Below are 12,198 nucleotides of genomic sequence, written 5' to 3'. Positions count from 1 at the left end.
CTGATGCGGCGGCTTGCCTAGCCGTCCAGCGCCTGCGCCAGATCGGCAATCAGGTCGCCCGCATCCTCGATCCCCACCGACAGCCGAATGAGCGTTTCGGGAATGCCGGTATGCGGCTCGATGGTGTGGCGATGCTCGACCAGGCTCTCGACACCCCCCAGCGACGTCGCCCGGTGGAACAGGCGCAAGCGCCCGACCACCTCCAAGGCCCGCGCCTTGTCGCCCCTGACCAGCGCCGAAAGCAGATAGCCATAGCCGCCCTGCATCTGCCGCGCCGCGATTGCGTGCCCGGCATGGCTGGCCAGCCCCGGATAATACACCGCCTCGATATCGGCGCGCCCCTCCAGATAGTCAGCAACTGCCATCGCGTTCTCGCACATCCGCTCCATCCGCAGCGGTAATGTCCGCATCCCACGCATCAAGAGCCACGCCTCGAACGGGCCGATGATGGCACCCGCATCGTGCCGGTCGGTGGCGATCTCCTGCCACATCGCCTGCCCCGGCTCGCGGCAGGACAAGACCCCCGCCAGCACATCCGAATGCCCGTTCAAGGCTTTCGTCGCCGAATGCATCACGATATCGGCCCCCAGATCCAGCGCCCGGGTCAGCACCGGCGTCGCTGCCGTGCCATCGACCACCAGCACCGCGCCCGCCTTATGCGCCATGCCCGCCGCCGCCGCGATATCCACGGTCTTGAGCCACGGGTTCGACGGTGTTTCGATCCAGACCATGTCGGCCGAGGACCGGCACGCCTCGGCCAACGCGCCCGGGTCCGCCGCGTCGATCTCATCAAGTATGATCGCTCGGCGCACGCAATAGTCGCGCACCCATTTCAGCGTGCCCCAATAGATCCCGTTCTGCATAACCACCCGCGCGCCCGAGGGCAGCGCCCGAAAGACCGCCGCGATGGCGGCCATGCCAGACGGAAACAGCAGGCTCGCCGCCGCGCCTTCCAATGCGCGCACGACCTCCTCGCACTGCCGCACCGTATCGTTCTGATCGCGGCCATAGACATTGTCGGGCCGCATCAGCCCATAGTCGGCATCGCGCAAATAGGTCGTGGCCAGGCTGATGCCCGACACCAGGCCGCCTGTCTGCGCCTCGACCGCGCCCGCCGCCTGAGCAGCGATGGTCGCGGGTTTGTGGTCTTTCTGGTTCATTCAGTCTTCTTTCCGTTCTTCAAGATCAAACAGCCGCCCCGGCCCCCAGCCACGGGCGGCGATACCGGCGTGCCGCAACATGTCCCACAAGAGCGCTTGGTTGGAACTGATCACCGGCAAGCCAAGCTCTTGCTCGACCGCCTCGATGATGCCGAACGTGCGCAGATTGGTGCAGCTTGTAAAGACCGCCTGAACACCCGTCGCACCCCCGGCCTGCACCATCGCGGCCCGGGTAGAGCTCTCGGCGATCCGCGCCACCGTCCAATCCTCTTTCTGCTCGAAACTCGCCTCGCTCACTACGGTGATCCCTTGCGCGGCCAGCGCATGGCGCATCGGGCCATTTACCTCTTGTACATAGGGCGTGACCATCGCCACACGCACCACACCAAGCGCTTTGAGCGCGGCAATGACCGCGCTCAACGGGTTGGTGACGGGTGTGCCGGGCTGCGCCACCTGCATCCGCCGTGCCACCTCGTCGGCGCCGATCACCGCACTGGCAGAGGTGCAGCCATAGCCAAGCGCCGACAGCCCCTGCGGCAAAAGGGCGGCGGTGCGCGTCATTTGCGGTGCCATCGCCTGCAGATCCTCGGGCGTGACATCGGCCTGCGCCGGAATGCGGGTGTGCAGCAGGTTCACGTCGCGCCCGGCGAGAATGCCGCGCACCTCGTATTCCAGCGTCTCGTCGGTGCTCAGCACGATCAGGCCAAGCCGCCGCCCGGCCCCCGCGCCCTGATCGAGATCATAGTCCATCACACGTCCTCCGGTCGGCTGATCGTTCCGCCCGACACGGCGGCGCGCACACCCGTGGTGCCGGAACAGGAGGTGGGCAATCCGCGCGCCACCCGTACCGCCAGGTGCGCGAAAGCCTGCGCTTCCAGCATGTCGCCGTCAAGCCCCACCGCCTCCACCGGTTCCACGGGACAATCGAGCGAGGCAGCCAGCATGCGCATCATCACCGGGTTATGGCGTCCGCCACCCGTCACCAGCAGGCGCGCGGGCGGCTCCGGACAATGCTCCATCCCGCGCAACACCGCCGCTGCCGCCATGCCGGTCAGCGTCGCGACGGCATCGGCATCGCTCAACTCCGAGACCAACCCGATCATCTCTGAAAATGTGTCACGGTCCAGCGATTTGGGCGGCATGCGCAGGAAATACGGCTCGTCGAGGAACAGTTCCAGCGCGCCCTGCGCCACCTGACCCCGCCGCGCAAGCGCGCCGTCGCGATCATAAGGTTCACCGCGCCGCGCCACCATCAGATCGTTGATCGGCGCATTGGCGGGGCCGGTGTCAAAGGCCAGAAGCGCGCCGTCGTCCTCGGGCCGCGCATGGCGCGGATCGACCCAGGTCAGGTTGCCCACCCCGCCAAGGTTGAGAAACGCCAGCGGCGCCTCGGCCCCGATCCATTTGGCGCAGGCGAAATGAAAGAACGGTGCCAGCGGCGCGCCCTCGCCCCCCAGTCGGATATCGGCGCTGCGGAAATCCCAGACCACCGGCAGGCCCAAAGCCTCGGCCAGCCGCGCGCCATCCCCCAACTGATGCGTACCCCGTCCCTGCGGCTCATGCGCCAGTGTCTGACCGTGAAATCCGACCAGCGCGGCCCCGTCAAAGCCGCGCAACACCTCCAGATGCGCGCGCTCGACCAGCGCCTCAGCCTCGGCCAAATCTTCGCCAGGCCACTTGCCAAGGGCGGCCGCCAGCACCGCCTGCTCACCCGGCAGATAGGCACGATAGGCGCTCGGGCCAAAGCCAAAAATTACCTCGCCATCAGTCCCGACCATGGCCGTATCCACCCCGTCGAGCGAGGTGCCCGACATCGCCCCCAAAGCCCAAAGCCGCCCCGCCTTCAACATGGCCTTTTCCTTCGCTCAATGACTGCATATACATGCCGCGCAACGACAAGCGGGACAAGCCTTATGACCTACCACCCCAAATCCGATTTCATGCGCGTGATGATCGAGCGCGGCTACCTCTCGGATTGCACCGATTATCAGGGGCTGGACGAGGCGCTGACCAACGGCACGGTCACCGCCTATATCGGCTATGACGCCACGGCGAAATCGCTGCATGTCGGGCATCTCCTGAACATCATGATGCTGCGCTGGCTGCAAAAGACCGGGCACCGGCCGATCACCTTGATGGGGGGCGGCACGACCAAGGTCGGGGATCCGTCCTTCCGCTCGGATGAGCGGCCGCTGCTTGGCCCGGATCAAATTGCCGAGAATATCTCCGGCATGAAACGCGTCTTCGCGCGCTACCTCGCCTATGGCGAGGGTCCGGGCGACGCGCTGATGCTCGACAATGCCGAATGGCTTGACGCGCTGAACTATCTCGAATTCCTGCGCGATATCGGGCGGCATTTCTCGGTGAACCGGATGCTAAGCTTCGAGTCGGTCAAATCCAGGCTCGACCGCGAGCAATCGCTCAGCTTTCTCGAATTCAACTACATGATCCTGCAAGCCTATGATTTCCTTGAACTCAACCGGCGCTACGGCTGCGCGTTGCAGATGGGCGGCTCGGATCAGTGGGGCAATATCGTCAACGGCATCGACCTCACCCGCCGGGTGATCGACCACGAGGTCTTCGGTCTCACCTCGCCGCTGCTGACCACCTCGGACGGGCGCAAGATGGGCAAATCGGCGGGTGGGGCGATGTGGCTCGATGGCGACATGCTCAGCCCTTACGAATTCTGGCAGTTCTGGCGCAACACGACCGATGCCGATACCGGGCGTTTCCTCAAGCTCTACACCGAACTGTCGCTCGAAGAGTGCGAGCGCATGGGGACACTGCAAGGCTCCGAGATCAACGAGGCCAAGATCATCCTCGCAAACGAGGTGACGACGCTGCTGCACGGGGCCGAGGCGGCACAGGCGGCCGAGGCCACCGCGCGCGAGGTGTTCGAAAAGGGTGGCGTGGGCGACGATCTACCCACGGTCGACCTGACGCCTGCGGAATTGGGCGACGGTATTTCCATCGTGCAGCTGATTGTGCGCAGCGGCCTCGCCAAATCCGGAAAGGAAGCGAAACGCCTGATCGCCGAAAACGGCGCGCGGCTCGACGATGCACCGCTCACCGAGGCCGGGCTGATGATCGACGCCGCCGCCCTCGCCTCGCCGATCAAGCTCTCGGCCGGCAAGAAGCGCCACGCGCTGATCAAGCTTACCACCTGACCGAACCCGCGCCCAAGGGATTTGTAAATCCCTTGGCCAAGCCGCTTTCAAGCGGCTTGCAACGCGGTTTCGAAACCGCGTCGAAAGGCGTTTGCAAACGCCTTTCGATGTGCCGCCCGCCTCAGCCGCGCGCCGCGAGCGCGTCGTCGAGCACGGCACGCACCACCTCGGCGGGCACATCAGAGGTCACGAAGGCGTCACCAATGCCGCGCGCGAGGACAAAGTGCAGCGCCCCATCGACGACCTTCTTGTCCTGCCCCATCAGCGTGATAAGGCCATCCGAATCCGGCAACTCTCCTTGAATATCAGAGAGATCAACCTTCACCTTCATGTCGCGAAGATGGGCACGCACGCGGCTTGGGTCTTCCTGCGCACATAGCCCGAGACGCGCTGACAGCTCAAACGCGAGGGCGCAGCCGACCGCCACCCCCTCACCATGCAAGAGCCGCGCACCATTATACTGTGTCGCCGCCTCCAGCGCATGACAAAAGGTATGCCCTAGGTTGAGAAGCGCCCGGTCGCCCTGCTCGGTCTCGTCGTGCATCACGATCTCGGCCTTCATCTCGACTGAACGTTTCACGACGTGAATCCGCGCCGCCATGTCACCGCCCGCCGCACGTGAAGCATTTTCCTCAAGCCATTGAAAAAATTCACTGTCTCCTAGCAATCCGTATTTCACCACCTCGCCATAGCCAGCCAGGAAATCGCGCTCCGGCAGGCTGTCCAGCACGTCGGTATCGGCCAGCACGAGGCTCGGCTGATGAAACGCGCCGATCAGGTTCTTGCCCTGCGGCGCGTTGATCCCGGTCTTGCCGCCCACGGAACTGTCGACCTGCGCGAGCAGGCTTGTTGGCACCTGCACGAACCGCACCCCGCGCCGCAGCACGGCGGCGGCAAACCCCACCAGATCGCCGATCACACCACCGCCCAGGGCGACAACCACATCATTTCGCTCGACTTTCTGCTCCAGCAGCCACTCCACCGTGCGCTCGAAATGCGGCCAGGATTTCGTGGCTTCACCCGGCGGAAGGCACAGGGCGACCGACGAAATGCCGCTGTTCTCAAGGCCGGTCTGAAACGTCTTGAGGTGCAGCGCCGCGACCGTCTCGTCGGTGATGATCGCCACGCGCGGCCGCCGCAACAGCGGGCCGATCCGTTCCCCGGCCCGTGCGAGCAGGCCGGGGCCGATGTGAATGTCATAGGCGCGCCCCGCGAGGCCCACATGTACGATTTCGCTCATTTTACCGCCTCCAGAACATCCCTGCGTGTCGCCAGCGCCGCCTCGACCTCAGCGGCCATGTCGTCAATCGAATAGCCCGGATCGGCCGCGACGCTCAAATCCGCCTGTGCATAGATCGGCGCACGCGCCTCGTAGATCTCGCGCAACGTCTCGTATGGATGAGCTGTGCGCAGCAAGGGCCTGGTATTCTTGCCTTTTACCCGTGACCACAGCAGGCTCAAATCGGCGTTCAGCCAGACCGAGACGCCTTTTTCGGACATCATCCGGCGGTTGCGTTCGGAGAGGAAAGCCCCACCGCCCGTCGAAAGAATGCCGCGCTGCGTGTCCAGCAGGCGATCGATCACCTCTCGTTCACGCGCGCGAAAGAACGCCTCGCCATCGCGTTGAAATATCTCGGCAATGGGCATGTTGGCTGCTTTTTCGATTTCGGCATCAGAATCCAGAAATGGGACGCCCAACCTAGCTGCGAGCGCCTTGCCCACCGCTGTCTTGCCCGCGCCCATCATGCCGACCAGAACGACGGTTTTCAAAAGGTTCCAGTGTCCTTCTGCCGACACTTTCGGCGCTCCCCTGCCAATTCTCGAAGTTTTTTACTCAATGACGTGATCTTCGGAAAAAGGCCAGTTATAACTTGGTAAAAAGAACGGGCTACACAGGCAGGGGATAACATGTTGCGATTGATCAAATGGCTGTTCTACTTGGCCATTTTGGGGTTTGTTGCCCTGCTGGTCTATGCCTATCTCGGTCCATTCTTCGGCGCTGATTTTTCACCTCCTCAAACAGAGATTCGCAAGGACATCCTGCTTGAAACGGATTAGCCTCTTTGCACTGGCCACAATCTGCACCGCTGGAACAGGTGCTGCCCAACAGCCTCTTTCCGCCATCGAGTGGTTGGATGAGGCGACCACCGCCGCGATAACAGCCGCCCCGCACGAGCCCCGACTCGAGCCCCCATCAGCCGAGTCGGTGACTGTGCCTTCGGTGACTGTGACTGCGCTCGACGCGCCGCGCGCCGATGCGGTTGGGCTCTTGCCCGGAACGACGACCGGACTGCCGACGACTTTGTGGCAGAACAGCCGGACCTCGAGCTTGACACGCACCCTGTCCGAGTTGGAACCAGAGCCGCTCCCGGCCATTCAGGCCCTGTACTACACGTTGCTGCTTGCAGAGGCGGATACCCCCATGGATGCGGGCACAGATGCCCGGTTTCTGAGAGCGCGCCTTGGGGCATTGCGGCGTTTTGGGGCAGTCGAACCCGCGCATGCGCTGGCAGATCGCGCCGGCGCCACCAGCGGTTCGTTATTCGATGAATGGTTTGATCTCTCGTTGTTGCTCGGTCAGGAGAGCCGAGCCTGCGAAACGCTGGCGCGCAATCCGTATCTCAGCGACAATTTGGGCGCACGGATATTCTGCGCGGCGCGCGCGGGTGACTGGAACACGGCGGCATTGACATATCACAGTGCGACAGCGCTCGGTACTCTCACCGAACCCGATACTACCCTGCTCGCGCTCTATCTTGATCCTGAAATGATCGAAGACGTGCCTCCTCCCGCGGTGCCAGAGGCTCTGACCCCGTTACAGTTTCGCTTGTTTGAGGCGATTGGCGCTCCCTTGCCGACACATAATTTGCCGCGGGCCTTCGCCATGGCCGATTTGCGGGGAAATTCTGGCTGGAAAGCCGAGATCGAGGCCGCCGAACGACTGGCGCGCACTGGCGCAGTGCCTGCATCGCGCCTGTTCGGCTTGTACACTGCCCGCCGACCGGCGGCCTCCGGCGGGGTCTGGGACAGAGTGGCAGCGGTTCAGGCGCTCGATCGGGCACTAGCAGACCCGGGCTCGGATGATTTTTTGCCTAGCCTGAAAGACGCATGGACCGCAGCGCGCGACATGCATCTTGAGGTGGTGTTTGCCGAACTCTTTGCGGAGCGCCTTTTGGCAAAGGACTTGCCAGACAAGGCACGGGACGTAGCGTTTGAAATTGCCCTCCTTTCGGGGCAGTATGAGCGGGCGGAAGAATTGATCGCCGCGCCATCTACGCGCCAGAATTTCCTGATAAGTGTTGCGCAAGGCACCCCCGGTCAAGAGAACGCAGGATCCGCTTGGGAAGCAGCCATTGCATCTGCGTTCGCCCGCACTCCTTTGCAAATGGAATACCAGATATTGTTGGATGCCGGGCGTTTGGGCGAGGCAATTCTCGCGGCGGCGCGGCGGGTCACACTCGGAGCAGGCGCGACGCGCCCGGATTTCACGGGTGCGCTCGCGACTCTGCGCGCTGTAGGTCTCGAAGATACAGCGCGCCGCGCCAGCCTACAACTTCTGCTCCTGGAGCGTCACGGGTGAGCCGCGATTCTGGCTGGATCGACCTTTTTCTCGAGGCACAAGCGGCCGAACTGGGCGCCGCGCAAAACACGCTTATGGCCTATGCGCGCGACCTTCGTGATTTCTCGGATTGGCTTTTGGGTCAGGGCTTTACACTGTCGAACGCGACACAGAGGACAGTCGAATCTTATCTTGTGGACTGTGACGCAAAAGGGCTCGCTCGCACGACCCGGGCTCGGCGGCTGTCCTCCATCCGGCAACTCTATCGGTTTGCCTTTGATGAACGTCTGCGCGCAGACAACCCTGCCATTCGCATCCGCGGGCCGGCCAAACCTCAGCGATTGCCCAAGACCCTGAGCGTGGATGAAGTAAACCGACTTTTGAACACGGCCCCGACTCATGGTCGCACGCCCCATGAGCGCACTCGCAATGCATGCCTTGTGGCGCTCCTCTACGCAACCGGCATGCGCGTCAGCGAACTTGTCTCGCTACCCTTGGCCGCTGCACGGGGCGATCCTCAGATGTTACTGGTGCGTGGCAAGGGCAATAAGGAACGGATGGTTCCGCTTTCACCACCCGCGCGCGACGCCCTCGCGGCATGGCTGGCCCGGCGCGATGCGGAAGAGACGCAAAAGCGTAGTGCCGGAAAACCGCCGTCGCCGTTTCTATTCGCCTCACAAAGCGCATCCGGCCACCTTACCCGGCATGGATTTTACCTTATTATCAAGGATATATCAGTCAAGTCTAATGTCGACCCCGCAAAGGTGACGCCGCACACGTTACGGCATGCCTTTGCCACACATTTGCTCGCCAATGGCGCCGATCTTCGGGTGATACAGACACTCTTGGGGCATGCCGATGTCGCCACCACCGAAATATACACCCATGTTCTAGAGGCGCGCTTGCAGGCTTTGGTTCAGGACCATCACCCATTGGCACAAGCAGCCCGCCGCAAGACCGGCGGCAATACCTCCTCGGAGGGCCAATAGCCGCTCGCAAGTGCGTCGTCGTAGCCCTGCGCAAGACCTGCCACTCGCATGGCGCCTTGAGCCGCAGCATGATCGTAGTTCAGTCGATGAAAGGTCGGGCTCCCACCCTCCAGCATGACAAAGCGGGTCTCGGGCCGGCCATCATTCGGTGGCATACCAATGGCACCGGCATTGATCCAGTCAACAGCCCCGATGCGACGACAGAATGTCAGCCCGCTATGGCCGGAGAAAACCAAATCAATTCGCCCGGCAACCTCTTGAATTAAGGATACTTCTTCTTGAAACTCCGACATGTCGGATACCGGCCAGAGAAAGCGGCTGATATCCGAGAGCCCGCCGTGGAGGACCGCCGCGCGTTGGCCCGAATGCGTGAAGGTTATAAGATCCGGCAGCGTGCCCATCCAACGTCTTGCCGCCTCGTCAACAGATTGGTCAGCATGCTTGAACCACCCCGCCGACAAGCGATCGCACGTCGAATTCTCGGCAAATCCACAGCCGCAATCCAGGGCATGCGATGCAAGTTGACGCTCGCAGTTTCCGGCCAGCACCGCACAGCCCGCGTCGCGGATTGCCTGCACCGTCTCGGCAGGGTTCGCACAATAGGCGACGACATCGCCAGTACAAACCATATGTTTGCCATCAATGCCAAGCCGCCGACCCTGATCGAGGAGCGCGCGCGTTGCGTGCAGGTTGGAATATGGACCGCCAAAAATCAGCATCGGACCGTCGATCTCGCCCAAATCCAGCATGCGCATATCTGATGATCCCTTGAACGCGGTGCCACGAGGCCCCATAACCCCATAAACTAAGAGGGATTGCGCCCGGATGGAAGCCGCGCCACACGCACTCGACATCACATTCTGGATTACCGCCGGAGCCATTCTCGGGCTTCTCGTCTTGTCCGGGTTCTTTTCCGGCAGCGAAACCGCGCTGACCGCCGCCTCTCGCGGCAAATTGCGAGCGCAGGCAGAAAAGGGGTCTGCGGGCGCGGGTGTGGCGCTCAAGATAACCGAGGATAACGAACGGCTGATCGGCTCCGTGCTTCTTGGCAACAATCTGGTCAACATTCTCGCCGCGTCGTTGGCAACCGCGCTTTTCACGCGGTTGTTCGGAGAGAGCGGCGTTGCACTCGCCACGCTGGTCATGACCCTTCTGGTGCTTGTCTTCGCCGAGGTTTTGCCCAAGACCTACGCGATCACCAATGCTGAGGCTGCGGCGTCGCGGACTGCGCCGGTCATTCTCGTCGTGATCAAGGTGTTCAATCCAATCGTTGCGGCGGTTCGCTGGTTTGTCCGTCTCATTCTGCGTTGCGTGGGTGTGCAGACCGATCCGGACAGCCATATTCTGGCCGTCCGTGATGAAATCGCAGGCGCGCTCTATCTCGGTCAATCCGAAGGTGTCGTCGAGAAAGAGGACCGCGACCGCATTCTGGGCGCGCTGGATCTCGGTGAGCGGGCGGTCGAGGAGATCATGCTTCATCGCTCGCGCATAGAGATGATCGATGCCGAGGCTGATCCGGAAGCGATTCTGCACCAATGTCTGGAGAGCAATCACACCCGCCTGCCGCTTTATCGCGACGATCCGGATAACATCATCGGCGTCGTTCACGCCAAGGATTTGCTGCGCGCCATGCACAAACTGGTTACAGGATCAACCGAAGGCGCCAAGTCATTGAAAGATTTTGACGTTTGCAGCATAGCGCGAAAGCCGTATTTCGTGCCGGAAACCACCACGCTCGACGATCAGATGCGGCAGTTCCTGCGTATGCGCAGCCATTTCGCGATGGTCGTCGATGAATACGGAACCCTCGAGGGGCTGATCACGCTCGAAGACATCCTCGAAGAGATCGTGGGCGAGATCACCGATGAATTTGATCCCGACGCCGAACATCCTATCCGCAAGACCGAGGACAATCAGTTTCTCGTCGATGGCGCGATGACCATCCGCGATCTCAACCGCGCGACAGACTGGACATTACCGGACGAAGCCGCCAACACCGTCGCCGGTCTGGTCATCCATGAGGCACAAATGATCCCCAAGGTGGATCAGGTGTTTATTTTTCACGGCTTCCGCTTTCAGGTGGTTGCCCGAAAGGACAACCGCGTCACGAAATTAAAGGTGCGCAAGCTCTGACAGGCTCGTATCCGTGCGTCACTCACCCGGCTTGTTATATTTCAACAAGTTGCGGTCGATGCCGAGCCCGAGCACCGGGCTGAGCAGATCACGCAGCAGGCTCGGACGAGGTGCGGGCCTGCTCGCTGCCGTGTTGGATGGGCCTCGCTCATCGCGCTGCATCGGGGCCAGAATGCGTTCGTCAAGCATCCAGCGCCCGCGCCGTCCCTCTGACCGGTCGACATCCTGATAGCCCAGCCATTTGCTTAGTTTCGCTTCACATCGCGGCGTGCATCCCGGGTATGCGAGGTAAAACCCGCTATTGATCCGCAAACAGATATTGTCGAGAGCACGGGCTACTCCGCGATACTCAGCCGGCACATGACGCTTCGGCATGTAATTGAACCGTGCAGGATCTCCGTTAAAGAACACATGAACTGCAGTACCCAGATCGATTTCGCGCTGTGCCATGGCCCAGCCGAGAACCGCTTCCGGCTCATGTGCCCAGTCATAACTGCACAGTGCGGCGCGCAGCGCCTCCGGCCGCAGCGATCTGATAGTCTCAAGCAAGTTTTCGGTGCTGATCTCGGACCAGTCAAACCAATCGAATTGAGGCATTCGAGGGCTCCGTCGACGTGTGGAAAGATTTGAGCTTCAAGGTGACCTTGGAAAGCGGGTTTTGTGCGGAGCAAATGTGACCGCTTCGTGGCCACGTCAAAAATTCGCTTGGGAGCAACCGATTTCAAGGCTAGCCTCGGGTCATGCTGCATCGGATTCTACATGCCTTTTCCGCTCCACGTCCGGCCCCGCTGCCCGAGCCGGACGACAAGCTTGCGCTCGGCGCGCTGATGGTTCGGATTGCGAAATCAGACCACCAGTATGACGTGTCAGAGATCAAGCGTATCGACAGATTGCTGGCCCGTCTCTACAGCCTCGGTCCGCTTGACGCGGCGCGCATGCGGGCCACTTGCGAGCGGCTCGAACATGCCGCCCCGGATACCGCCCGTTTTGGGCATGTGATCCGCGAAACCGTCAGCCTCGAGGCAAGACTTGGCGCGCTGGAGGCCCTTTGGGAGGTTGTTCTTTCGGATGGGGTCAGCCACCCGGACGAGGTTCAAGTGCTCGACGCGGCCCGTGAGGCGATGGGCCTGAGCCACGCCGATAGCGATGCCGCGCGATCCCTCGCAGAGGGGCAATGATTTTCCATTGGC

The 12,198-nt window shown here is 62.0% G+C and carries 13 protein-coding genes; 6 read left to right on the top strand and 7 right to left on the bottom strand.

Annotated features, from left to right (window positions below):
- Positions 1 to 17 precede the first annotated feature (17 nt).
- Genes Q0X85_RS17260 through Q0X85_RS17250 form a run of 3 tightly spaced genes read right to left on the bottom strand, consistent with a single transcriptional unit; the run spans position 18 to position 3,010 of the window.
- Positions 18 to 1,160 carry an aminotransferase class I/II-fold pyridoxal phosphate-dependent enzyme gene (locus tag Q0X85_RS17260; protein ID WP_297774059.1) on the bottom strand — a complete coding sequence of 381 codons (1,143 nt, stop codon included), beginning with the start codon at positions 1,158 to 1,160 and terminating at the stop codon, positions 18 to 20.
- Positions 1,161 to 1,910 carry an aspartate/glutamate racemase family protein gene (locus Q0X85_RS17255; protein ID WP_297774057.1) on the bottom strand — a complete coding sequence of 250 codons (750 nt, stop codon included), beginning with the start codon at positions 1,908 to 1,910 and terminating at the stop codon, positions 1,161 to 1,163.
- Complete coding sequence (locus Q0X85_RS17250; protein ID WP_297774054.1) at positions 1,910 to 3,010, bottom strand: anhydro-N-acetylmuramic acid kinase; 1,101 nt, start codon at positions 3,008 to 3,010, stop codon at positions 1,910 to 1,912. The genes Q0X85_RS17255 and Q0X85_RS17250 overlap by 1 nt, the downstream gene beginning before the upstream one ends.
- Before the next feature lie 63 nt (positions 3,011 to 3,073).
- Here Q0X85_RS17250 and tyrS point away from each other — a divergent pair, with 63 nt between their 5' ends.
- Entirely contained in the window at positions 3,074 to 4,327 is a 1,254-nt protein-coding gene (gene tyrS, locus Q0X85_RS17245) for a tyrosine--tRNA ligase (RefSeq protein ID WP_297774051.1), read from the top strand.
- A gap of 121 nt (positions 4,328 to 4,448) precedes the next feature.
- Here the strand turns inward: tyrS and aroB are convergent, their stop codons facing one another.
- Positions 4,449 to 5,567 (bottom strand): 3-dehydroquinate synthase, encoded by a 1,119-nt coding sequence (aroB, locus tag Q0X85_RS17240; RefSeq protein WP_297774049.1) that lies wholly within the window; start codon positions 5,565 to 5,567, stop codon positions 4,449 to 4,451.
- Positions 5,564 to 6,073, bottom strand: coding sequence for a shikimate kinase (locus tag Q0X85_RS17235; protein ID WP_297774092.1), 510 nt, complete (start codon positions 6,071 to 6,073; stop codon positions 5,564 to 5,566). The genes aroB and Q0X85_RS17235 overlap by 4 nt, the downstream gene beginning before the upstream one ends.
- Before the next feature lie 162 nt (positions 6,074 to 6,235).
- On the opposite strand from Q0X85_RS17235, the gene Q0X85_RS17230 reads away from it, so the two are divergent.
- Genes Q0X85_RS17230 through Q0X85_RS17220 form a run of 3 tightly spaced genes read left to right on the top strand, consistent with a single transcriptional unit; the run spans position 6,236 to position 8,875 of the window.
- The gene (locus tag Q0X85_RS17230) at positions 6,236 to 6,385 is read left to right on the top strand and encodes a hypothetical protein (protein ID WP_297774046.1); all 150 of its coding nucleotides are present in this window, start codon (positions 6,236 to 6,238) and stop codon (positions 6,383 to 6,385) included.
- Entirely contained in the window at positions 6,372 to 7,907 is a 1,536-nt protein-coding gene (locus tag Q0X85_RS17225; RefSeq protein ID WP_297774044.1) for a hypothetical protein, read from the top strand. Before Q0X85_RS17230 ends, Q0X85_RS17225 begins: the two co-directional genes overlap by 14 nt.
- The gene (locus tag Q0X85_RS17220) at positions 7,904 to 8,875 is read left to right on the top strand and encodes a site-specific tyrosine recombinase XerD (protein ID WP_297774043.1); all 972 of its coding nucleotides are present in this window, start codon (positions 7,904 to 7,906) and stop codon (positions 8,873 to 8,875) included. Before Q0X85_RS17225 ends, Q0X85_RS17220 begins: the two co-directional genes overlap by 4 nt.
- On the opposite strand, the gene Q0X85_RS17215 is transcribed toward Q0X85_RS17220, so the two are convergent.
- Entirely contained in the window at positions 8,812 to 9,630 is an 819-nt protein-coding gene (locus Q0X85_RS17215; RefSeq protein ID WP_297774041.1) for a metallophosphoesterase family protein, read from the bottom strand. The genes Q0X85_RS17220 and Q0X85_RS17215 overlap by 64 nt on opposite strands.
- A 70-nt stretch (positions 9,631 to 9,700) precedes the next feature.
- On the opposite strand from Q0X85_RS17215, the gene Q0X85_RS17210 reads away from it, so the two are divergent.
- Positions 9,701 to 11,008 (top strand): HlyC/CorC family transporter, encoded by a 1,308-nt coding sequence (locus Q0X85_RS17210; protein WP_297774039.1) that lies wholly within the window; start codon positions 9,701 to 9,703, stop codon positions 11,006 to 11,008.
- Positions 11,009 to 11,026: 18 nt separating this feature from the next.
- Here Q0X85_RS17210 and Q0X85_RS17205 read toward each other — a convergent pair whose 3' ends face one another.
- The gene (locus Q0X85_RS17205; RefSeq protein ID WP_297774038.1) at positions 11,027 to 11,605 is read right to left on the bottom strand and encodes a hypothetical protein; all 579 of its coding nucleotides are present in this window, start codon (positions 11,603 to 11,605) and stop codon (positions 11,027 to 11,029) included.
- A gap of 143 nt (positions 11,606 to 11,748) precedes the next feature.
- Between Q0X85_RS17205 and Q0X85_RS17200 the strand changes: the two genes are divergently transcribed.
- On the top strand, positions 11,749 to 12,186 hold the full coding sequence (locus Q0X85_RS17200) for a TerB family tellurite resistance protein (protein ID WP_297774036.1): 438 nt from the start codon (positions 11,749 to 11,751) through the stop codon (positions 12,184 to 12,186).
- Positions 12,187 to 12,198 lie beyond the last annotated feature (12 nt).

The sequence above is a fragment of the uncultured Roseovarius sp. genome, assembly GCF_947259555.1.
Taxonomy (GTDB): domain Bacteria; phylum Pseudomonadota; class Alphaproteobacteria; order Rhodobacterales; family Rhodobacteraceae; genus Roseovarius.
This window is presented reverse-complemented; position numbering and strand designations above follow the sequence as displayed.

What these genes read in the sequence shown, in the direction of transcription:
- Q0X85_RS17260 (WP_297774059.1), bottom strand. Translation starts at nt 1,160, where the DNA reads ATGAACCAGAAAGACCACAAACCCGCGACCATCGCTGCTCAGGCGGCG.
- Q0X85_RS17255 (WP_297774057.1), bottom strand. Translation starts at nt 1,910, where the DNA reads ATGGACTATGATCTCGATCAGGGCGCGGGGGCCGGGCGGCGGCTTGGC.
- Q0X85_RS17250 (WP_297774054.1), bottom strand. Translation starts at nt 3,010, where the DNA reads ATGTTGAAGGCGGGGCGGCTTTGGGCTTTGGGGGCGATGTCGGGCACC.
- tyrS (WP_297774051.1), top strand. Translation starts at nt 3,074, where the DNA reads ATGACCTACCACCCCAAATCCGATTTCATGCGCGTGATGATCGAGCGC.
- aroB (WP_297774049.1), bottom strand. Translation starts at nt 5,567, where the DNA reads ATGAGCGAAATCGTACATGTGGGCCTCGCGGGGCGCGCCTATGACATT.
- Q0X85_RS17235 (WP_297774092.1), bottom strand. Translation starts at nt 6,073, where the DNA reads ATGATGGGCGCGGGCAAGACAGCGGTGGGCAAGGCGCTCGCAGCTAGG.
- Q0X85_RS17230 (WP_297774046.1), top strand. Translation starts at nt 6,236, where the DNA reads ATGTTGCGATTGATCAAATGGCTGTTCTACTTGGCCATTTTGGGGTTT.
- Q0X85_RS17215 (WP_297774041.1), bottom strand. Translation starts at nt 9,630, where the DNA reads ATGCGCATGCTGGATTTGGGCGAGATCGACGGTCCGATGCTGATTTTT.
- Q0X85_RS17210 (WP_297774039.1), top strand. Translation starts at nt 9,701, where the DNA reads ATGGAAGCCGCGCCACACGCACTCGACATCACATTCTGGATTACCGCC.
- Q0X85_RS17205 (WP_297774038.1), bottom strand. Translation starts at nt 11,605, where the DNA reads ATGCCTCAATTCGATTGGTTTGACTGGTCCGAGATCAGCACCGAAAAC.
- Q0X85_RS17200 (WP_297774036.1), top strand. Translation starts at nt 11,749, where the DNA reads ATGCTGCATCGGATTCTACATGCCTTTTCCGCTCCACGTCCGGCCCCG.